This window comes from Comamonas brasiliensis (assembly GCF_018292285.1).
Taxonomy (GTDB): Bacteria; Pseudomonadota; Gammaproteobacteria; order Burkholderiales; family Burkholderiaceae_C; genus Comamonas; species Comamonas brasiliensis.
In genome coordinates this window covers 1,485,456-1,505,149 of record NZ_JAANES010000001.1, presented here as the reverse complement: position 1 = coordinate 1,505,149, position 19,694 = coordinate 1,485,456, and the positions used below count along the sequence as shown (strand labels likewise).

Annotated in this window: 16 protein-coding genes; 6 read left to right on the top strand and 10 right to left on the bottom strand. The window is 61.5% G+C overall.

Features of this window, described 5'->3' with window-relative positions:
• Window positions 1-27: 27 nt before the first annotated feature.
• The 3 genes from DJFAAGMI_RS06755 to DJFAAGMI_RS06745 all read right to left on the bottom strand — a co-directional run bounded on the left by DJFAAGMI_RS06755 (window position 28) and on the right by DJFAAGMI_RS06745 (window position 4,192).
• Window positions 28-2,502: a putative bifunctional diguanylate cyclase/phosphodiesterase gene (locus tag DJFAAGMI_RS06755; protein ID WP_211456446.1), complete on the bottom strand. Its 2,475-nt coding sequence runs from the start codon at window positions 2,500-2,502 to the stop codon at window positions 28-30.
• Between the two features lie 296 nt (window positions 2,503-2,798).
• Window positions 2,799-3,359 (bottom strand): NUDIX hydrolase, encoded by a 561-nt coding sequence (locus tag DJFAAGMI_RS06750; protein ID WP_043004959.1) that lies wholly within the window; start codon window positions 3,357-3,359, stop codon window positions 2,799-2,801.
• Window positions 3,360-3,496: 137 nt separating this feature from the next.
• On the bottom strand, window positions 3,497-4,192 hold the full coding sequence (locus DJFAAGMI_RS06745) for a fumarylacetoacetate hydrolase family protein (RefSeq protein ID WP_043004957.1): 696 nt from the start codon (window positions 4,190-4,192) through the stop codon (window positions 3,497-3,499).
• A gap of 162 nt (window positions 4,193-4,354) precedes the next feature.
• Between DJFAAGMI_RS06745 and maiA the strand changes: the two genes are divergently transcribed.
• Both maiA and DJFAAGMI_RS06735 read left to right on the top strand, forming a co-directional pair.
• Window positions 4,355-5,020, top strand: coding sequence for a maleylacetoacetate isomerase (gene maiA / locus DJFAAGMI_RS06740; RefSeq protein WP_211456769.1), 666 nt, complete (start codon window positions 4,355-4,357; stop codon window positions 5,018-5,020).
• 10 nt (window positions 5,021-5,030) lie between these two features.
• Window positions 5,031-5,936 (top strand): purine nucleoside phosphorylase YfiH/LACC1 family protein, encoded by a 906-nt coding sequence (locus DJFAAGMI_RS06735; RefSeq protein ID WP_211456445.1) that lies wholly within the window; start codon window positions 5,031-5,033, stop codon window positions 5,934-5,936.
• Here the strand turns inward: DJFAAGMI_RS06735 and DJFAAGMI_RS06730 are convergent.
• Window positions 5,853-6,167 carry a hypothetical protein gene (locus tag DJFAAGMI_RS06730; RefSeq protein WP_211456444.1) on the bottom strand — a complete coding sequence of 105 codons (315 nt, stop codon included), beginning with the start codon at window positions 6,165-6,167 and terminating at the stop codon, window positions 5,853-5,855. The two genes, DJFAAGMI_RS06735 and DJFAAGMI_RS06730, sit on opposite strands and share 84 nt — an antisense overlap.
• A 204-nt stretch (window positions 6,168-6,371) precedes the next feature.
• Here DJFAAGMI_RS06730 and DJFAAGMI_RS06725 point away from each other — a divergent pair, with 204 nt between their 5' ends.
• From DJFAAGMI_RS06725 to phbB, 3 genes are all read left to right on the top strand, one after another.
• The gene (locus tag DJFAAGMI_RS06725) at window positions 6,372-8,267 is read left to right on the top strand and encodes a PHA/PHB synthase family protein (RefSeq protein ID WP_211456443.1); all 1,896 of its coding nucleotides are present in this window, start codon (window positions 6,372-6,374) and stop codon (window positions 8,265-8,267) included.
• 145 nt (window positions 8,268-8,412) lie between these two features.
• Complete coding sequence (locus tag DJFAAGMI_RS06720) at window positions 8,413-9,594, top strand: acetyl-CoA C-acetyltransferase (RefSeq protein ID WP_211456442.1); 1,182 nt, start codon at window positions 8,413-8,415, stop codon at window positions 9,592-9,594.
• A 259-nt stretch (window positions 9,595-9,853) separates the two neighbouring features.
• Complete coding sequence (gene phbB, locus DJFAAGMI_RS06715) at window positions 9,854-10,591, top strand: acetoacetyl-CoA reductase (RefSeq protein ID WP_003064980.1); 738 nt, start codon at window positions 9,854-9,856, stop codon at window positions 10,589-10,591.
• 435 nt (window positions 10,592-11,026) lie between these two features.
• On the opposite strand, the gene DJFAAGMI_RS25135 is transcribed toward phbB, so the two are convergent.
• From DJFAAGMI_RS25135 to DJFAAGMI_RS06690, 6 genes are all read right to left on the bottom strand, one after another.
• Window positions 11,027-11,149, bottom strand: coding sequence for a hypothetical protein (locus DJFAAGMI_RS25135; RefSeq protein ID WP_003054819.1), 123 nt, complete (start codon window positions 11,147-11,149; stop codon window positions 11,027-11,029).
• 179 nt (window positions 11,150-11,328) lie between these two features.
• Window positions 11,329-13,377, bottom strand: a complete 2,049-nt coding sequence (locus tag DJFAAGMI_RS06710) for an ABC-F family ATP-binding cassette domain-containing protein (RefSeq protein WP_211456441.1) — start codon at window positions 13,375-13,377, stop codon at window positions 11,329-11,331.
• A gap of 99 nt (window positions 13,378-13,476) precedes the next feature.
• A complete protein-coding gene (locus DJFAAGMI_RS06705) occupies window positions 13,477-14,490 on the bottom strand; it encodes a Bug family tripartite tricarboxylate transporter substrate binding protein (protein ID WP_211456440.1) in 1,014 nt (337 codons plus the stop codon).
• Window positions 14,491-14,529: 39 nt separating this feature from the next.
• The gene (locus DJFAAGMI_RS06700; RefSeq protein ID WP_211456439.1) at window positions 14,530-15,750 is read right to left on the bottom strand and encodes an acyl-CoA dehydrogenase family protein; all 1,221 of its coding nucleotides are present in this window, start codon (window positions 15,748-15,750) and stop codon (window positions 14,530-14,532) included.
• Between the two features lies 1 nt (window position 15,751).
• Entirely contained in the window at window positions 15,752-17,353 is a 1,602-nt protein-coding gene (locus tag DJFAAGMI_RS06695) for a class I adenylate-forming enzyme family protein (RefSeq protein WP_211456768.1), read from the bottom strand.
• A 270-nt stretch (window positions 17,354-17,623) separates the two neighbouring features.
• Window positions 17,624-18,604, bottom strand: a complete 981-nt coding sequence (locus DJFAAGMI_RS06690; protein ID WP_211456438.1) for a LysR family transcriptional regulator — start codon at window positions 18,602-18,604, stop codon at window positions 17,624-17,626.
• 181 nt (window positions 18,605-18,785) lie between these two features.
• Here DJFAAGMI_RS06690 and DJFAAGMI_RS06685 point away from each other — a divergent pair, with 181 nt between their 5' ends.
• Window positions 18,786-19,646: a ferritin-like domain-containing protein gene (locus DJFAAGMI_RS06685; protein ID WP_211456767.1), complete on the top strand. Its 861-nt coding sequence runs from the start codon at window positions 18,786-18,788 to the stop codon at window positions 19,644-19,646.
• Window positions 19,647-19,694: the final 48 nt, after the last annotated feature.

Below are 19,694 nucleotides of genomic sequence, written 5' to 3'. Positions count from 1 at the left end.
TTTTTTTATTGCCGGCGTGCGCTGCTTTCAGCTCATGGCCAGTGCCCCGCACCACTGGGGCAGCTGGTTTTCCTGCGTGGGAGCAAAGTATTCGCTGGTCATGGGCTTGGGGCGGGCGATGGCGTAGCCCTGGACATAGTCCACGCCCATGCTCATGAGTTCCTCGGCGATCTCGCGGCTTTCGACGAACTCGGCAACCGTTTTTTTGCCCAGGGTCTGGCCGATGCGATTGATCATTTCCACCATGGCGTGATCGCCCTTGTCCTTGAGCATGTCGCGCACAAAGCCGCCATCGATCTTGAGGTAGTCGACAGGCAGCTGCTTCAGATAGGTCAGAGACGACATGCCGACACCGAAATCATCGAGGGCAAAGCGGCAGCCCAGGGCGCGCAGCGCCTGAATCAACCGCGTGGCATTGCTGAGGTTGCCGATGGCGCTGGTTTCGGTGATTTCAAAGCACAGCTTCTGCGCTGCAATTCCGTGCAGCTGCAGTTGCTCCTTCACGAACTCCAGCAGGCCGTCGTCGTCCAGGCTGGGGCCGGAGAGATTGATGGCGCAGGTTTCCACCAGCTTGGCATGTCCTGGCTGCTGGGCCAGCGTCTGCAGAGCCTTGGAGATCACCCAGCGATCCAGCGAGGGCATCAGGCCGTAGCGCTCCGCCGCGGGGATGAAATGGCCGGGCGCCAGGATCTGGCCGTTCTCGTCGCGCAGACGCAGCAGGACCTCGAAGTGCATGCCGCCATGCTTGCCGCTCTTGCTGTGCTGCAGCGGTGCAATGCTCTGGGCGTACAGGCAAAAGCGCTCTTCGTCCAAGGCGGTGCGGATGCGCGTGGCCCATTCCATCTCGCTGACGTAGCGGCTGTAGATTCCATCCTCGGCCTTGTAGAAAAAGACCTTGTTGCGCCCACGCTCCTTGGCCTGGTAGCAGGCCATGTCGACCATGCGCAGCAGATCGGAGGCATTCACCGCATCGCCGGGAACATGCACGGCGCCGATGGAAAAGCCGGTGCGCAATATCTTCTCGCCCCAGGTGGTCTGCAATTGCTGGGCTGCCAGGCGCAGCTTCTCGGCAATGCTTGCCACATTGGAGGGCGGGCAGTTCTCCAGCAGCACGGCAAACTCGTCGCCGCCCATGCGTGCCAGGCAATCGGTTTCGCGCAGATTGGCCTGCAGCATGCGCGAGACTTCGCACAGCACCTCGTCGCCGGCGGCATGGCCGCTGGTTTCGTTGATGAGCTTGAACTGGTCCAGGTCGATGTAGAGCAGGGCATAGGGCTTGACCTGATGCAGGCCCTGGGTCAGCATTTTTTGCAGGCGCCGCTCGAATTCGCCGCGGTTTTCCAGTCCTGTCAGCGTGTCGTGGCGCGCGTTCCAGGAGATCTGATCCATGTATTGCTGCTCGCGCGATACATCGCGCAGCACGAAGACGGCGCCCGATGTCTGGCCCTCGCGCTGCATGGCGGAACCCAGCACCTTGACCGGCACGATGCTGTGGTCGGTGCGGCGCACCCAGTGCGTTTGTTCGTCACGCACGACGGTGCTTTCCTTGGTTTCGCTGACCAGCTGGGCGAGCAGACCTTCGCTGGTGATGGAGGCGTCCATGGTGTAGAACTGCAGCACCTGTTTGATGGGCTTGTCCAGATAGTTTTGCTTTTGCAGACCCAGCAAGCCGATGGCGGCCGGGTTGACGTAGTTGATCAGGCCCTTGGCATTGGTTGTGATGACCGCATCGCTGAGCGCAGCAAGCGTGGTTTCCGCGCGCTCTTTCTCGCTGTTCAGGCCTTCCTGAACCTGCTCGCGCAGCAGGATCAGCCGCCAGGTATTCCAGACCCACAGGCTCACCAGTCCGATGGCCAGTGCACCGTTGAGCGCGAGCAGCAGCCAGACGATGTTGCGCGAGCTTTGGCCCAGAGAGTCGCTGAAGGCTCGGGTCAGGGCCGTCACGCCCTGGTTGATCAGGTCGATTTCGCGCTTCCAGGTGGCAATGTTTTCGCGGCTGATATTGCCCACTTCGTAGCCGCGCCGGATTTCCTGGGCCAGGGTGTCCAGCTGGTTCAGATATTCGTCGCCCAGCTTCCAGTAGGCCACGGGCTCCTGCACCCAGCTGAAGTAGCGGAACGTGCGCAGCAGCCAGATCAGGGAGCTGACGTCATCGGGGTGGTTCTGGCCTTGTTCTATGCCTTTGCGCGCCAGGTCCAGGCGCAGCGGCTTGTCGTAGAGGGCGATGCGTGCCTCGGCATCCCCGCGGGGTACCTGCAGGGCCCGCTGGTAGTGGGCGAAGTCCACCGGGTTGCCTTCGTCGGCATAGCGGGACAGTGAGTAGATCGCATCCTTCTGGGCCTTGGACCAGAGGCTTTCTCCGTTGACGAAGGCGCGCACGGCCGAGAGTAGGTACAGGCTGCAGCTGGCACTGAGCAGCAGAATCAGTGCCAGGAGCGCAAAAGCCCAGACGCGCTGCAGCAATTGTTGAGACTTCAGTGCGGGGCTCAAAGATGCCTTCATGACGCCTCATCCAGTAAATAGACTGTAGAAGCATGGGCTCAGGCATTCACAAGGCGCACGGGTACGAAACAGCCAGCAGGCGCCATGCCCGTTGGCGATCAGAGCTCCGTTGCGATGCCCGCTCTCATGCTCGACCTTTCACAGCATTGCGTAGGAGATATGTCAGGTCACACGCAATTTGTATTCATTGGTAATTTTTGGCCTGCAGACGTGAGCGTGGCGTCAGACAACTTCCTCTGTCCCTCGAAGACAGAGCGGTGATTTTTGTGAGAAAGTGGGTAGCCAGTCTGGCAGTTTCAGAGCAGGTCTATGCAGTGCACTTGCGGCTGCTCGAGCACGCCGGCCCTGCGGTCGGCAAAGAAGCGCTCCAGGGTGAGCTTGACGGTGCGAAACGCGATTTCTTCCCAGGGGATGTCGGCCTCGGCAAACAACTGTGCCTCCATGGTCTCGGGGCCGGGGTAGAACTGGGTGCTCCTGAGGCGGGCCAGATAGAAGAGATGGACCTGTCCCACCTGGGGCACGTTGATGAGGCTGAATAGCCTGCCCAGCTCTATGTCGGCTCCGGCTTCCTCGTCGGTTTCGCGCTGGGCTCCGCGGCTGGTGGTCTCGGCCAGTTCCATGAAGCCCGCGGGCAGCGTCCACTTGCCACGGCGCGGCTCGATATTGCGCTTGCACAGCAGCACGCGCCCGTCGTCCGTCACGGGCAGGGTGCCGACCACATTGAGCGGGTTTTCATAGTGGATGGTGTGGCAGGCCGGGCAAACGGCACGCTCGCGTGTGTCCCCATCGTCAGGAACGCGGTAGGTGACTGCGGTGCCGCATTCGCGGCAGAACTTGATGGGGCTGCGAAAAATCATTCCGCAACTATAAGCAAATCAGGCCGCAAGCGCAGGCGCAACATGTGCAAATAGCTATGAAAAAGGGAGCCACACCCGGTGCAGGTGTGACTCCCCTGGAGCTTGACTGGCGCTAAATGCTTGTGCGCCAAGGGTTTTCAGGCAATCTGGATCTTGATGGCCTCAAGTCCGCTGATGGCGCCTTCCAGCACATCGCCCTTGACCACGGCGGCCACGCCCTCGGGAGTGCCGGTCATGATCAGGTCGCCGGGCTGCAGCTCCCAGGCGCTGGACAGATGTTCGATGGTCTCGGCGATGTTCCAGATCAGCTTGTGGATGTGGCTGCGCTGGCGATAGTCGCCATTGACCTGCAGCGAAATCTCGGCGTTGACGATGTCGCCCGCCTGATCGGCCGGCGTGATGGGGCCGATGGGAGCCGATTGCTCGAAAGCCTTGCCGATGCACCAGGGGCGGCCCTGCTTTTTCATCTCGTTTTGCAGATCGCGGCGCGTCATGTCCAGACCCACGGCATAGCCGTAGATGTACTGCAGTGCGTCGGCGGCCTTGATGTTCTTGCCGGCCTTGCCGATGGCGACGACCAGCTCGATCTCGTGGTGCAGGTTCTGGGTCAGCGTGGGATAGGCCACCTGGCCGGTGCTGCCGGCTTCCAGCGCCACGGTCGCGTCCGCGGGCTTCATGAAGAAGAACGGTGGCTCGCGGCCGGTGAAGCCCATTTCCTTGGCGTGATCCTCATAGTTGCGGCCCACGCAGTAGATGCGGTGAATGGGAAAGCGCTCGCCACGGCCCACAACAGGCAGGCTGGCAACAGCAGGGGGGTTGAACACGTAACTCATGAGGTCCTCGGCAGGAACAGGCGCTGAAATCAGCAATGGTTGATGTGGCAAGCAGTGTGCCACGGTGCGGGCACGCTGGCGGCGCGGCGCTCGTCGGCTTTTACGTATTCCGGACCTAGGGAAAATGCCAGTCTGCGCGGCTCGCGCTATGCTGGCGGCATCATGAAGCTGCATACCTATTTCCGCTCCTCCGCCTCTTACCGCGTGCGCATTGCGCTGCAACTCAAGGGCCTGCCCTATGACTCCGTACCCGTGCATCTGGTGCGCGGCGAGCAAAAGGCTGCGGCCTATGCCTCCCATGTCGGCGACGCCCTGGTGCCCACACTGGTGACGGACGAGGGGCTCTGGCTCACGCAGTCCATGGCCATCATCGAATATCTCGATGAGACCCATGCTCAAACACCATTGCTGCCCGCAGATGCGCTGGGCCGTGCCCATGTGCGGGCATTGGCGCAGATGGTGGCCTGTGAAATCCATCCGCTCAACAATCTGCGCGTGCTCAAGTATCTGGTGCACCAGATGGGGGTCGGCGACGAAGCCAAGAATGGCTGGTATGCGCACTGGGTACGCTCCGGCCTCGAAGCTTTCGAGCGTCAGCTGGCGCTGCTGGATGCCGAACGCAAGGCCGCGGGGCTGGCGCCGTCGACGTTTTGCTGGGGTGACACGCCCACGCTGGCTGAATGCTGCCTGGTGCCGCAGATCTACAACGCCCAGCGCTTCAATGTGAATCTTGATGCGCTGCCGCGCCTGATGGGCGTGGTCGAGCGCTGCAACGCCTTGTCGGCTTTCCAGCAGGCCCATCCTTCGGCCTGTCCGGATGCGGAGTGAAGAGGGCGCCATGAGCGAGAACTACAGGCCGGGCCTGCCGGACTCCTGGCTGGTCCCCGATTGGCCGGCCTTGCCTGGCGTGCATGCGCTTTGCACCTCGCGCGAGGGCGGCGTCAGTCAGGCCCCCTGGGGTAGCTTGAATCTGGGCGACCATGTGAGCGACGACCCCGCTCATGTGCGCCGCAACCGTGAACTGTTCAATGCGGCGCTGCAGGCTCGCACGCCCGGTGCCTGTACGGCGTTCTTGCAGCAGGTGCATGGTGTGGGCGTGCTGACGCTGGATGCAGGCAATGTGGCCGAATCCAACGGTGCGGCCTTTGATGCCTGTGTGAGCGACGAGGTAGGCGTGGTCTGCACCATCATGGTGGCGGACTGCCTGCCCGTGTTGCTGGCCCATGATTCGGGGTTGGTCGTGGGTGCGGCCCATGCGGGCTGGCGCGGTCTGGCCGGCATGCCGCCCGGCAGAAAGCCGTCTGACGGGCCCTTGCCCGGAGGTGTGCTGGAGACACTTTTCGAGGCTTTCTGTCGCAAGGTGCAGATGCAGCCATCGCTTTCAGGGGCCGAAACAGAGCGCTCCCGGATTGCCGCGCACACCCAGGCCTGGCTGGGCCCCTGCATAGGCCCCGATTCCTTCGAGGTGGGGCACGAGGTGCGCGATATCTTTGTGGCCCATGACCCTGGTGCTGCGCGGCATTTTGTGCCGGTAGCGGGCAGCGAGGGCAAATATCTGGCCGATCTGGCGCAACTGGCGCGTCAGAGGCTTGCTGCTTTGGGCATTGCTGCAATCTTCGGTAACGATGGCAGCCAGCCCTGGTGCACGGTCATCAATGCATCACGTTTCTTCTCGCACCGGCGCGATGCCGCCCGTCTGGGCAGCAGCGGTCGGCTGGCTGCCAGCATCTGGCGCGACGTCTGAATCGGGGCCGGGCGGAACGTGTCCTGCAGCTAGTGCTTCCTGCTCCTGGCGGGCTTTGAGGCGGCGCTTTCTGGCCGGCGTGCCCAGTATGTAGAGCACGATGGAAAGCGGCAGCAGACCATAGAGAACAAAGGTGAAAAATGCACCCAGCAGGGTGCCGCCGGGGCTGGCTGCCTCGGCAATCGTCATCATCACGACAACGTACATCCAGGCGATGGCTATGAGGTACATGGTGTCTATCTTAAGAGCCGCCATGCATGTCGGCAGCACTGTGTTTTGTGTCAAAACAGCTTCATAACGGCGAAATGACGCAGCTTCTTGTCAGAACCGAGTGGCACATAGGTGACAATGCCGCCGTGTGAGCCGTATTGCAGATTCCGCAAGCGTCCCCAGACCCTGAGATCGCCGGTCGCTTGCCTTGACTAGGATGTAAGCATGAATTTTGACCCGAGCTGGGGCCAGGCTGGCCAATCCGTTCAACAATTCTGGCAGGAGCATTGGAGCAAAAGTCTACAGACGCTCCAGCAAATGCAGGCCAGTGCTCCCATGGGGCTCAGCGCCATGCCGGGTCTGGGCGCTGCACCGAACCCCTGGGCCTCCATCACGGAGGCCATGCAGTCGGCCATGCCCCAGGCGGCCGGCTCGGCTCAGACGGTTCAGTTCGATACCCCCAAACTGCAGGGGTTGCAGCAGGAATACCTCCAGTCCGTGCAGTCGCTCGCGGATGCCAAGGAGGTTCAGGCCCTGCTGGCCAAGGACAAACGCTTCGCCAAGCCCGAATGGAGCGCCAATCCTGTTGCGGCGATGGCCGCAGCCAACTATCTGCTCGGCAGCCGCATGCTGACCGGCATGGCCGAGGCAGTGCAGGGTGACGAGAAAACGCGCAACCGCTTGCGCTTCGCGGTCGAGCAATGGGTGGCGGCCATGGCGCCCAGCAACTTTCTGGCGCTGAATGCCGATGCGCTCAACAAGGTCGTGGAAACCAAGGGCGAGAGCCTGGCCCAGGGCATTGCCAATCTGCTGGCCGACATGCGCCAAGGTCATGTCTCCATGACCGACGAAAGCCTGTTCACCGTGGGACAGAACGTGGCGACCACCGAAGGCGCGGTGGTTTTCGAGAACGAGCTGTTCCAGCTCATCGAGTACAAGCCGCTGACGGCCAAGGTTTTCGAGAAGCCTTTTCTGATGGTGCCGCCCTGCATCAACAAGTTCTACATCCTGGATCTGCAGCCGGACAACTCGGTCATTCGCTATGCCGTCAGCCAGGGCCATCGCACCTTTGTGGTCAGCTGGCGAAATCCCGACGAAAGCCTGGGCCACAAGACCTGGGATGATTACATCGAGGACGGCGTGCTCAAGGCCGTGAGCACGGTGCAGGACATCTGCGAGGCGCCGCAAATCAATGTGCTGGGCTTTTGCGTGGGCGGCACCATGGTCTCCACGGCCATGGCGGTGCTGGCCGCACGCCACGCCCGCGAGCATGGAGAGCTACCGGCCGCCAAGCCTGCGCGCAGCCGCGCGGCTGCAGCAAAGACCAGCAACAGGACGGCTGCTGCGGCCAAGACGCAGGCCCAGCCGTTCCCGGTGGCCAGCATGACGCTGCTGACCACGCTGATCGACTTCCGCGACACCGGCATTCTGGACATCTTCATCGATGAAAACATGGTGCGTCTGCGCGAGATGCAGATGGGCAAGGGCGGGTTGATGAAGGGTCAGGACATGGCGTCCACCTTCAGCTTTCTGCGGCCTAACGATCTGGTCTGGAACTATGTGGTGGGCAACTACCTCAAGGGCGAAACGCCGCCGCCCTTCGATCTGCTTTACTGGAACAGTGACTCGACCAATCTGCCCGGCCCGTTCTATGCTTGGTATCTGCGCAATCTCTACCTTGAAAACAATCTGATCAAGCCCGGCGTGCTGACCGTGTGCGGCGAGAAGATCGATATGGGTCAGCTCAAGATGCCGGTCTATATCTACGGCTCGCGCGAGGACCATATCGTCCCTGTCGGCGCGGCCTACGCTTCCTCCCAGGTGCTGGGCGGTGAGCTGCGTTTCGTGATGGGGGCCTCAGGCCATATTGCCGGCGTCATCAATCCCCCGGCCAAGAACAAGCGCAGCCACTGGCTGCGTGAGGGTGGCGAGTTTCCAGAGTCGCTCAGCGACTGGCTGGCCGATGCCACGGAGTATCCGGGCAGTTGGTGGACGGACTGGAGCGCCTGGCTCGGCAGCCATGCGGGCAAGCAGCTGGCGGCTCCGAGGAGCTATGGCCGTGCGCGGGCCTATGCCGCCATCGAAGATGCACCGGGTCGCTACGTTCTGTCAAAAGCCTGAGCGAGGCCTGAGGCACAATCAGTTCCATATTGCGGTGCAGCAAACAAGGCTTGCGCCGTGATAGGAAGCGTCGGGTGGCACGATGAACAGAATGCGACCCGCACGCATGCATCACTTGTAAGAAACCTAGAAAGGTTCGTCAGCAATGGAAGACATCGTTATCGTTTCCGCCGTGCGTACGGCGGTCGGCAAGTTCGGCGGCTCTCTGGCCAAGATTCCTGCAACCCAGCTGGGTGCGACCGTGATTTCCGAGGCTCTGGCCCGTGCCAAGGTGGGCAAGGACCAGGTCGGTGAAGTCATCATGGGTCAGGTGCTGACGGCAGCGACCGGACAGAACCCTGCACGTCAGGCCATGATGGCAGCCGGCATTGCCAAGGAGACTCCAGCGCTGACGATCAATGCCGTCTGCGGCTCCGGCCTGAAGGCCGTGATGCTGGCGGCTCAGGCCGTGGCAACCGGAGACAGCGAAATCGTGGTTGCCGGCGGTCAGGAAAACATGAGCCTGTCGCCCCATGCCGTACCCAATTCGCGCGACGGCCAGCGCATGGGCGACTGGAAGATGGTGGACACCATGATCGTGGACGGGCTGTGGGATGTCTACAACCAGTACCACATGGGCATCACTGCCGAGAACGTGGCCAAGGAAAAAAGCGTCAGCCGGGCACAGCAGGATGCGCTGGCGCTGGCCAGCCAGCAAAAGGCTGCAGCTGCGCAGGATGCAGGCAAGTTCAAGGACGAAATCGTTCCCGTGAACATTCCCCAGCGCAAGGGAGATCCCGTCGTGTTCGACAGCGACGAATACATCAACCGCAAGACCAATGCCGATGTGCTCGCCACTCTCAAGCCCGCTTTCGACAAGGCGGGTTCGGTGACTGCCGGCAATGCTTCGGGTCTGAATGATGGCGCCGCAGCCGTGGTGGTGATGACGGCGGCCAAGGCCAAGGCATTGGGCCTCAAGCCTCTGGCCAAGATCGTGTCTTATGCCACCAGCGGCCTGGCCCCAGAGGTCATGGGTCTGGGCCCTGTCTATGCCACGCGCAAGGCACTGGATCGCGCCGGCTGGAAGGCTGCCGATGTGGATCTGTTCGAGCTCAACGAAGCCTTTGCCGCACAGGCCTGCGCGGTGAACCAGGATCTGGGCATTGACACCGCCAAGGTCAACGTCAACGGCGGTGCCATCGCCATCGGTCACCCCATTGGTGCATCGGGCTGCCGCATTCTGGTGACGCTGCTGCATGAAATGCAGCGCAGCGGTGCCAAGAAGGGCCTGGCCGGCCTGTGCATCGGCGGTGGCATGGGTGTTGCTATGGCTCTGGAAGCCTGCTGAGGCTTCAGGATTGCAGACTGCTGCGGTGCTCCTGAAGGCCCGGCAGTCTGAGCTGCCCGCTGAAGCCCGCCTCCCATCGACCCTAGGGAAGATCACGAGGTAAACCACGGCGAAAGCGGGTTCATTCGGACCTACTCGATTGCATACTGGCATGGCCAGCGTGCAGGGTGTGTGGCGTTCAAAACGATAAGCAAAACCTAAAAATGTTTATCGTTGATAGTGTGATCGTGAAATAACCATTGATTGACAGGAGAGATGAATGGGTCAGAAAGTAGCGTACGTCACGGGGGGCATGGGCGGTATCGGTACCGCAATCTGCCAGCGTTTGCATAAGGATGGCTTCAAGGTGATCGCGGGCTGCGGACCATCGCGCGACTACCGCAAGTGGCTGGACGAGCAGGCGCAATTGGGTTACACGTTTTATGCCTCGGTTGGCAATGTGGGGGATTGGGAATCCACCGTCGAAGCCTTCAACCAGACCAAGGCAGAGCACGGCAACATCGATGTGCTGGTGAACAACGCGGGTATCACTCGCGACCGAATGTTCGTCAAGATGACGCCGGATGACTGGAAGTCGGTCATCGAAACCAACCTCAACTCCATGTTCAACGTCACCAAGCAGGTGGTAGCAGACATGGTGGAAAAGGGCTGGGGCCGCATCATCAACATCAGCTCGGTCAACGGCGCCAAGGGCCAAGCCGGCCAGACCAACTACTCGGCCGCCAAGGCGGGCATGCATGGCTTCACCATGGCGCTGGCGCAAGAGCTGGCCGCCAAGGGAGTGACCGTGAATACGGTCAGCCCGGGCTATATCGGCACCGATATGGTCAAGGCCATTCGTCCCGATGTGCTCGAAAAGATCGTGGCGGGCGTGCCCGTCAAGCGTCTGGGCGAGCCTGCAGAGATTGCCTCCATCATCTCCTGGCTGGCTTCGGAAGAGGGCAGCTATTCCACCGGCGCTGACTTCGCGGTCAACGGCGGTCTGCACATGCATTAAGCCTGTTCAGGCATTCAGCAAAAAAGGAGCTCAGGCTCCTTTTTTTCATACCCCTCGCTTTGCACTGCTCGCCTGCGGCCGGGAAATTCGGTTCAGCAAATGACAAAACCCGCAGAAATCATTCATGCGGGTTTTGAGGAATGGGAGCCACTTCAGGGAGTGGCAGGTCGAGCGCGGGGCAGTAAGGCTTGTGGGTTCTTTGGCCTATCAGTGCCGACTGCCCGGGCACCTGGCTGCAACACACTGCGCTTTGGTCTGCACAGTGCTGCGCGGCGAGCGCTTAGCGCTTGCGATCGCGTTCGTCTTCGGGCCAGATGGACATGATGTTCGTGGTTTGCATGGGAATCTCTCCTGTATGTCTGTTTAACGTCTGACAGATTCAGCTCGTTGACAGCTTTTTGGAAATTTTTTGCCTGTTCTTTTATCCAGTGATCATCAGGCTGCGAATGCGGGGGCACGCTTGCGATCGCGCTCGTCCCAGGGCCAGGCCATCAGAGACATAGCTGCTGCTGCCTTTACAGGCTGGGCTTTGGCGGTGTCGGTAACAGTGGTGGTCATTGCAGTTCACTCCTTTGCGTGTTCAACGCCTGGCCTGAACTGCAGGTTGACAAGAAGCTGAATCAACCGCGCAAGAAAATGCAACTCACGTTTGCTGATGTTGTCAGCGGCTGCTGAATCTATTCAAAATGAATAGCACCCTGCCAATGCTGGGCAATGGCAGAGCTTGCTTTACGGTCTCAGCAGGTTTCGGTGGACAGGGCTTCGATCTGCTCCGAAAGCTCCAGCCAGCGCTCCTCCAATTGATCAATCTCGGCGTTGACGGCACTTAGCTGCTTGCCGGCTTCCACGATATCGCCGCCCGACAGGCCGGGCGTGGCCAGCTTGGCTTCGAGAGTGCCGCGCTCTGCATTGAGCTTGGGCAGTGTCTTGTCGATCTGCTCCAGCTCTTTCTTGAAAGGCTTGGTCTTTTCGGCCAGTTGCTGGCGAGCTGCAGCAGCCAGGCGGCGGGCCTCCTTGGGGTCGGCTACGGTGTCGCTGAATGCTTCCACTTTAGGAGCATCTGGCGCTTTTTGTTCAAGGGCTTCAGGCAGATTTGGCTTGATTTCTTCCGGAGCTTGCACCTTCGGAGTGCTGGCGGCCTGCTGTTCGGCATTACGTGCTTCTTCACGCAGGCGCTTGGACTCTTCGAGCAAATAGCGCTGGTAGTCGTCCAGGTCGCCGTCGAACGGGCCGACAACGCCGCGGCCCACCATCCAGAAGTCTTCACATACGGCGCGCAGCAGGTGGCGGTCGTGGGAGACCAGCATCACGGTGCCGTCGAAGTCGTTGAGTGCCATGGCCAGCGCTTCGCGGGTGGCCAGGTCCAGGTGGTTGGTAGGTTCGTCCAGCAGCAGCAGATTGGGGCGTTGCCAGACGATCATGGCCAGCACCAGGCGGGCTTTTTCACCGCCGCTCATGCTGCCCACAGACTGCTTGACCATGTCGCCGCTGAAGTTGAAAGTGCCAAGCCAGTTGCGCAAGTCCTGTTCACGGCTGGCCGCAGGCGCGGCAGCGCCGAGTTCCTTGGCCAGCCGGATCATGTGCTCCAGCGGGTTCTCGCTGGGGCGCAGCACGTCCAGCTCCTGCTGGGCAAAGTAGCCGATGTTCAGGCCCTTGCCTTCGGTGACGGTACCCGCCAGCGCCTTCATCTCGCGCGCAATGGTCTTGACCAGGGTCGATTTACCCTGGCCGTTGGCTCCCAGAATGCCGATGCGCTGTCCCGCCAGCACCGAGCGGTTGACGCCGCGCAGAATGGTGGTCTGGTTGCCGTCCTCGTCCTCGTAGCCAAAGGCTGCGTCGGAGATGGCCAGCATCGGGTTGGGCAGATTGGCAGGCTCCTTGAACTCGAAGGTGAATTCGGCCTCGGCCAGCACCGGCCCGATCTTTTCCATGCGCTCCAGCTGCTTGACCCGGCTTTGTGCCTGCTTGGCCTTGCTAGCCTTGGCCTTGAAGCGGTCAATGAACTTCTGCAGGTGAGCCATTTTTTCCTGCTGCTTGGCAAAGCTGGCCGCTTGCAGCTCCAGCTGCTGAGCACGCAGCTCTTCAAAGCGCGAGTAGTTGCCGCCGTAGCGGTTGATCTGCCCACCCTGAATCTGCAGTGTGACGTTGGTGATGGCGTCCAGAAATTCGCGGTCATGGCTGATGACGATCATCGTGCCGCTATAGCGCTTGAGCCAGGCCTCCAGCCAGACCAGGGCATCCAGGTCCAAGTGGTTGGTGGGCTCGTCCAGCAGCAGCAGATCGCTGGGAGCCATCAGTGCGCGGGCCAGCTGCAGACGCATGCGCCAGCCGCCCGAGAAGCTGTTGACAGGGTGATCCAGCTCGGAGACCTTGAAGCCCAGACCCAGAATCAGGGCTTGTGCGCGCGATTCGGCATCATGCGCACCGGCATCGGCCAGATCCACATAGGCCTGAGCGATCTCCATGCCATCGCCGGAAGCTTCAGCTGCAGCCAGCTGGGCGTTCAGCTCGGCCAGGCGCGTGTCGCCATCCAGTACGAACCGGGTGGCAGATTCGTCGGTTTCCGGCATGTGCTGGGCCACCTGTGCCATGCGCCACTGAGGAGGGATGAAAAAATCACCGCCGTCTTCGCTGATGCTGCCATTGAGCAGGGCAAACAGGCTGGACTTGCCCGCACCGTTGCGGCCGACAAGGCCGACGGACTCTCCCGGGTTGATGGTGGTGCTGACTTGGTCGAGCAGGACTTTGGTGCCGCGGCGCAGCGTGATGTTCTTGAGACTGATCATGACTGGAGCCGATTATCCGCGAATGCCCGCAGACCCAGGAGCATGCGGGATTGAGCCGAGGGCAGCGGTGCCCCGGTCACGGCGGCTCAGTCGGAGTCCTCATACCGCTTGAAGGCCTATGCGCTTCATCATGGTTTCGGTGAATTTCAGCTCATGCTCGAACGCCAGGGTGTAGGCAGCAGAGTCCAGAATCTGCACCTTGCCGCCATCCATCTCCAGCATCTGGCGCACCTTGGGCTGGCTCAGCACCGCATCCATGGCATTGCGCAGCCTGGTGGTGACGGCTTGCGGCGTGTCCCTGGGTACGGACAGGCCGCCCCAGGAGCTCAGATGCACGTTCTTCACGCCGGCTTCCTCCAGCGTGGGGACCTGGGGCAGCTTTTCGTTGCGTTGCTCGCCGGCGACTGCCAGCGGGATCAGCCTGCCGGCTTGCACATGGGGGTAGGCGACGGAAAAGATGGGCGCCGCAAACACCACCTGCTGGCCCAGCACTGCGTTGACCAGATCGGACGCCCCTTTGTAAGGCACGTGCGTGGCCTGGATCTGCAGCGCCGAGAGCAGCAGCTCCACCCCCAGGTGCGACGGTGTGCCCACACCGCCAGAGGCGTAATCGATGTCGCGAGATTTGCTGGCGGCGATCAGGTCGGCCAGGCTGCGCAGTCCGGAGCCAGGATGAACCACGAGCAGAATGTCCGAGCGGGACATGCCCATCACATGACGAAAATCCTTGAATACCTCAAAGCCTGGGTTTTTGTACATGCGCATGGCGGCTGCCATGGGCGAGCCTGAATACAGCAGGGTGTAGCCATCTGCGGCAGCGCGGGCGACCTGGCGCGCACCGATGTTGCCGCCTGCGCCGGGCCGGTTTTCGATCACCACAGGCTGGCCCAGCTGCTGACCCAGCGCCTCGGAGACGATGCGTGCGGCATTGTCCGGACCGGTACCTGCCATATAGGGAACCACCCATTTGATGGGGCGGCTGGGCCAGCTCTGGGCCCGGGCGGGTAGACCGACAACGCCCAGGCCTGCGGCGCCCAGACTGGCGCCAGCCATGCGCAGCCAAGCGCGGCGCTCGCTGTTGCCGACAGAGGGGTTCAAGGATTGCTTGCTCATTTTGTCTCCTGGTTTTTTTAGCTGCCTGGTTATGTCCCGTCAGGGCATGAGCAGTTCCTTGGCAATGGTGTTGCGCTGGATCTCGCTGGTGCCGGTGAGCACGCGGTACATGCGCAGCATGCGGAACAGAAACTCGACGCGTCGGCCCTGGACAATGCCTTCACCGCCGTGGATCTGCACGGCGCGATCGGCAATGGCAAAGGCTTTTTCCGAGCAAAACAGCTTGCTCATCGAGGCCTGGGCGCGTGCATCAATGCCTGCATCCAGCGCGCGGGCGGTCTGGATCATCAGCGCACGGGCGGCCGTCCAGTCGGTAGCCATATCGGCAAGCATGTGCTGTATGGACTGGAACTGGGCAATGCTGCGGCCAAACTGCTGACGGCTCAGCGCATAGTCGCGCGCATCGCGCAGCGCGCACTGTGCCAGACCCAGCATGGCGGGGCAGTGCAGCAGTCGGTTGACGGTAATGCGCCCCAGCGCAAGGCCCAGGCCGCGGCCTGGCTCGCCAATCAGCTGCGCCACGGGCACGCGCACGGCGTTCAGATGAATATCGCCGGTGTGCGACTGCCCGGCCATGGTCTTGTAGCCGCTGACCACTTCCACGCCAGGTGCGGCCAGGTCCACAAAGAAGGCGCTGATTTCCCGTTCGGTGCTGCCCTCGGAGGCGGTGGATGCCATGAGCACGGCAAAGTCGGCAAACGGCGATCCAGAGATAAAGCGCTTGTGGCCGGTCAGCACATAATGCTCCCCGTCGCGCACGGCCCTGGTTTGCAGAGCGCCTGCATCGGATCCCGCCTGGGATTCTGTCAGCGCAAAGCAGATAGCTTTTTCGGCGCGCGCAACAGGTGCGATGAACTGCTCCATCTGAAAAGGCGTGGCCTTGCGCACCAGAGAGCCGATACGCGGCGGGCCGCTGAGCTCGCCCAGCACATGGGGAGCGAACGGTGAGCCACTGGCATAGATGGCTTCCTTGATCAGCACCTGGTCCAGCACCGAGAGCTCTTCGCCGCCCATGGCGCGGGGCAGCGTCATGCCGTAGAAGCCCAGCTCGCGTGAACGCTTCCAGACCTGTCGCAGCAACTCTTTGCTGGCGCTGTTGTCATGGCTGATGCCGTGCTTTTCGGCCAGCTCTGCGAGCTCACCTTGCAGGAAATCCTGCAGGGCTGCAATCAGCTCGGCAGCGCGCGGCGAGCCCTCAAACGGCATGGCAAGCAAGGCAGAGCTCGGGGATGCGGCTTGCATGGGGTCTTTGGCATTCATCTCAGTTCACCTTTCGGCTGTGGTTGGCCCAGTAGGGCGCTTGCACGGTCTTGCGCATGACCTTGCCATTCGGGTTCTTGGGCAGCTGCTGCACAAACTCGATATGGCGCGGGCGCTTGAAACCGCCCAGGCGATCGGCGCAGAAGCGGTCAATGGCCTCGTTGATGCCCGTGTCACTGGGTGTCTGCCCCTGCTTGAGCACGATGTGGGCAGCCACGGCCTCACCCCATTTGTCGTCGGGTATGGCAAACACACAGGCGTCTTGCACCGCCGCATGCTCATGGAGCACGGCCTCCACTTCGGACGGATAGACATTGAAGCCACCCGAAATCACCATGTCTTTCTTGCGGTCCACGATGTAGACAAAGCCTTGTTCGTCCACACGTGCCAGGTCGCCGGTGTGATAGCGGCCGTGCTTGAGCACCTCGGCCGTCAGCTCCGGGGCACGCCAGTAGCCGGCAAACACGTCGGCCCCGCTGACTACGATCTCTCCTACCTCGCCCTGGGGTAGTGGACGGCCTTCGTCATCCACCACTTCCACGCAGGACTCGAGAAAAGGCCGCCCGCAGGAGGACAGCAGCTCGGGCCTGGCGGCGCGAGCATAGAGATGGTCTTGCACGGTAAGTGCGCAGACGCCCGAGGTGGTTTCTCCCGCGCCGTAGCCTTGGCTGAGCACCGGGCCGAACACATCCATGGCCTGCAGAATGCGAGTCGGTGCCATGGGGGCGGCGCCGTAGCCCAGGCGCAGCAGATCGGGCAGGGGGCGGTAGCGGCCTGCGGTCTCTGCCAGCAGCATATTGATCATGGTCGGCACCATGAAGGTGTGGGTCACGCGCAGGCTGCGCATGTCCTGCAGAAAGCGCGCAGGCTCGAAGCTGCTGAAAAGGTGGATGGTGGCGCCTGTGCACAGGGCCGGCATCAGCTGCATGCCCGAAGCGTGGGTGACAGGGCCCACCAGACCCAGGGTATGACCAGGCTGCATCCCTTCGCCGCGCATCAGGAACTTGCGCAGCTGGGCTAGGCGGTTGCCGAAGGTCTGCATGGCGGCCTTGAGCGTGCCCGAAGAGCCAGAGGTGTAGTGGAGCACGGCCACTTCGTGTTCATGCACGGATACCGGTGAGAATTGGTCTGAAGCCTTTTCCAGCAAGCGCTCATAGCTATTATTTTCATTGTCGCCCAACAGTATTAGCCGAACCTGTGGCTTGCGTAGCTGGGCGCGAAAGCTCTCGGCACGTTCCGCCGTGGTGACGATGAGGGCTGCATCGCTGTTGTCGGCTATCTCGATCACTTCACGGGGCGACAGGCGGGCGTTGAACGGTGCTTTGACCAGACCGGCCTTGTAGCAGGCCAGCTCGATTTCGACGATTTCGGTGCAGTTGGGCAGGTAGATGCCCACGCGGTCGCCACGCTGCAGACCCTGTGCCAGCAAGGCATTGGCCAGGCGGTTGCTGCGCTGCTCCAGCGCGGCATAGCTGAGGCTTTTGCTGGCGCTGGTCACCGCAAGGTGGTCGGCATACAGACGGCAGCAGCGCGCAACGAGTGCACCGACATTGGATATAGGGGCGCCCGGCAGAGGTGCGCCCGTTACAGGGGCGTCAGGCATATTGGCCGCGGGCAAAGCAGTGGTCATGGGCAAGTCCTTGTTGAAGCAGCGTCGCACCGGTGTGCGGCATCTGCTTAAACTGTCCCAAAACGAAGGAGATCAAGGAAATACCGTTTGCTTATCCATCCTCATCAATATTTTTGATGGCTTGGAAAATCAACGACTTGTACCCCACATGCCTGGTTGCAGGGTGCTGCGCTGCGGGTTTGTCCCGTGCCAGGGGGGCAGCTGACAGCTGCATTTGCCGTGTTCACCGTGCTTGGCTGTGCTTTATGCCTCGGCGTAGTCCCAGTGGGCTGGCCAGCGGCCCTCGCCAATCATGGCCTGGACCTGTCGCAGAAGAGCGTCCTGAACCACCTGTACCGCAGCGTCGTGGGTACGCCCGGGCTGGCGCGCCAGATAGTAGCGTCGTTGCAGATCGGGGTTGCAGACTCTGGCCACGATCCAGGCGCTGCCGGCGTTTTGGGGCAGGGGGTTCTCTGCCACCGAGCAGGCGGGGCTGAAGGTAAAGCCCCCGCCGCATTGATAGAGCGATCGAATGACACGGGCCGAGTCATGCTCGTGCACGATGTTCAGACCCATTTGCAGATCGCTGGCGGCCTGCTCCACCGTCTGGCGTATGGAAAAGCGCCGTGACTGCAACACCAGCGGCTGTGCCGCAGCATGGGCAAAGTCCAGGCAGGGAGTGTTTTCTGCCGTGCTGTGTCGATAGAGCAGGGGTGCGACCTTGCCCTGTGCATCATGGCCGCAGAAATAGATGGGCTCGGTGGCCATGGGCTGCACCTGCAGGCCCTGCAGACTGGCAGTGTCCACCAGAACGCCCAGATCGGCGCGACGCTCCAGCATGGCTTTTTGCACCATCAGGCTGGAGTCGTCGAGCACAAACACTCGGATGCGCGGGTGGCTCTGGCGAAGGCCGGCAATCACCGGTCCCATGAGCAGTCCGGTCAGAAGGAACGGCATGGCAATGCTGACCGAGCCTTCCGGCCCCATGGGCAGGCGCTGCAGGCGTTCGCACATGGCGTCGGCATCGGAGAGCAGGCGGCGGGCATCCTCGTATAGCTGGCTGCCCGCTGGCGTGGCCGTGACTCCCGCATGGGTTCGCTCCAGCAACTGGATGCCGAGCTCGGACTCCAGCTTCTTGATCTGCGCGGTCAGTGCCGGCTGGGCCACATAGAGGGAATGAGCTGCCCGCGAGATCGAGCCAGCCTCCAGCACGGTGATGAAATAGCGAAGCCCGCGAAGATCCATGGTTGCCACTTAAAAAATCAGCTTGAAGGCTGGTGTGAAAGCCTGTAGAAGGCTATTTGAAGAATTGTTAGCCTCCTGTAATGTCGGCGTAATCTGACATGGCGCAAGGGCCAAATGTCGACAAGATGGCATATCTCTAAGTCTGAAGTCCGACAGATTCAGTATGTCGGTCCTACAACTGATGCAGCAAAACGTGTCCCTCTCTTCACCTTCAACCACTTCGAGCAGAAACGGCTCTGCCCACTGGCGCATTGAAGACATTGACTTCTCTGCCATCGATCGCCGAGCCATAGAGCACAACCAGGATCTTTTCTTTCTACTGATGAGCGCCTCGTTCATCGAAACCGGCTCGGACACCTACGCGGCCAACCTCGGGGAGCATTACGCGGCCTGGCCCGAAATCGCGATCTGGCTCAAGGATCAATGGGAGTTCGAGGAACTGCAACACGGGCGCGCGCTGCGGGCCTATGTGGAGGCCGTATGGCCTGAGTTTCCCTGGCAGCAAGCCTACGACAGCTTTTTCGCCGAATATTCGCAGCTGTGCACCATGGAGGAACTCTACCCCGACCCGCGGCTGGAAATGGTGGCGCGCTGCGTGGTCGAGACCGGCACCACGGCCTACTATCACACCTTGCGCGAGCTCAGCGACGAGCCGGTGCTCAGCGAGTTGCTGGGCAATGTCCGCAATGACGAGGTCAACCACTTCAAGCATTTCCTCAAGTACTTCAAGGAGCTGCAGCAGCAGTCGCCCGTGGGCCGTGCACGCATTGCCAAGGCACTGTACGGCCGTCTCAAGGAGCTGCGCGAGAGCGATTCGGATATCGCACTGCGCCATGTCTGGGCGCACAAGGGCCGCTATTTCGCGGATGGCAGCACGCGCTTCGAGGACATGGCCCAGCGCATATACGAGCTGGTCAGCCGCCGTCTGCCTGCTGATCTGGCCGTGCGCATGTTGCTCAAACCCATGCTGTTGCCGACCAGGGTCGAGGGACTGATACGCACGCCGATCTCCAAGCTGGCCACACGCATCATGGCGTATTGACAGCGCCGTTCTGGCGGCGGCAACAAGAAAAAAGGCCCGGTTCGACCG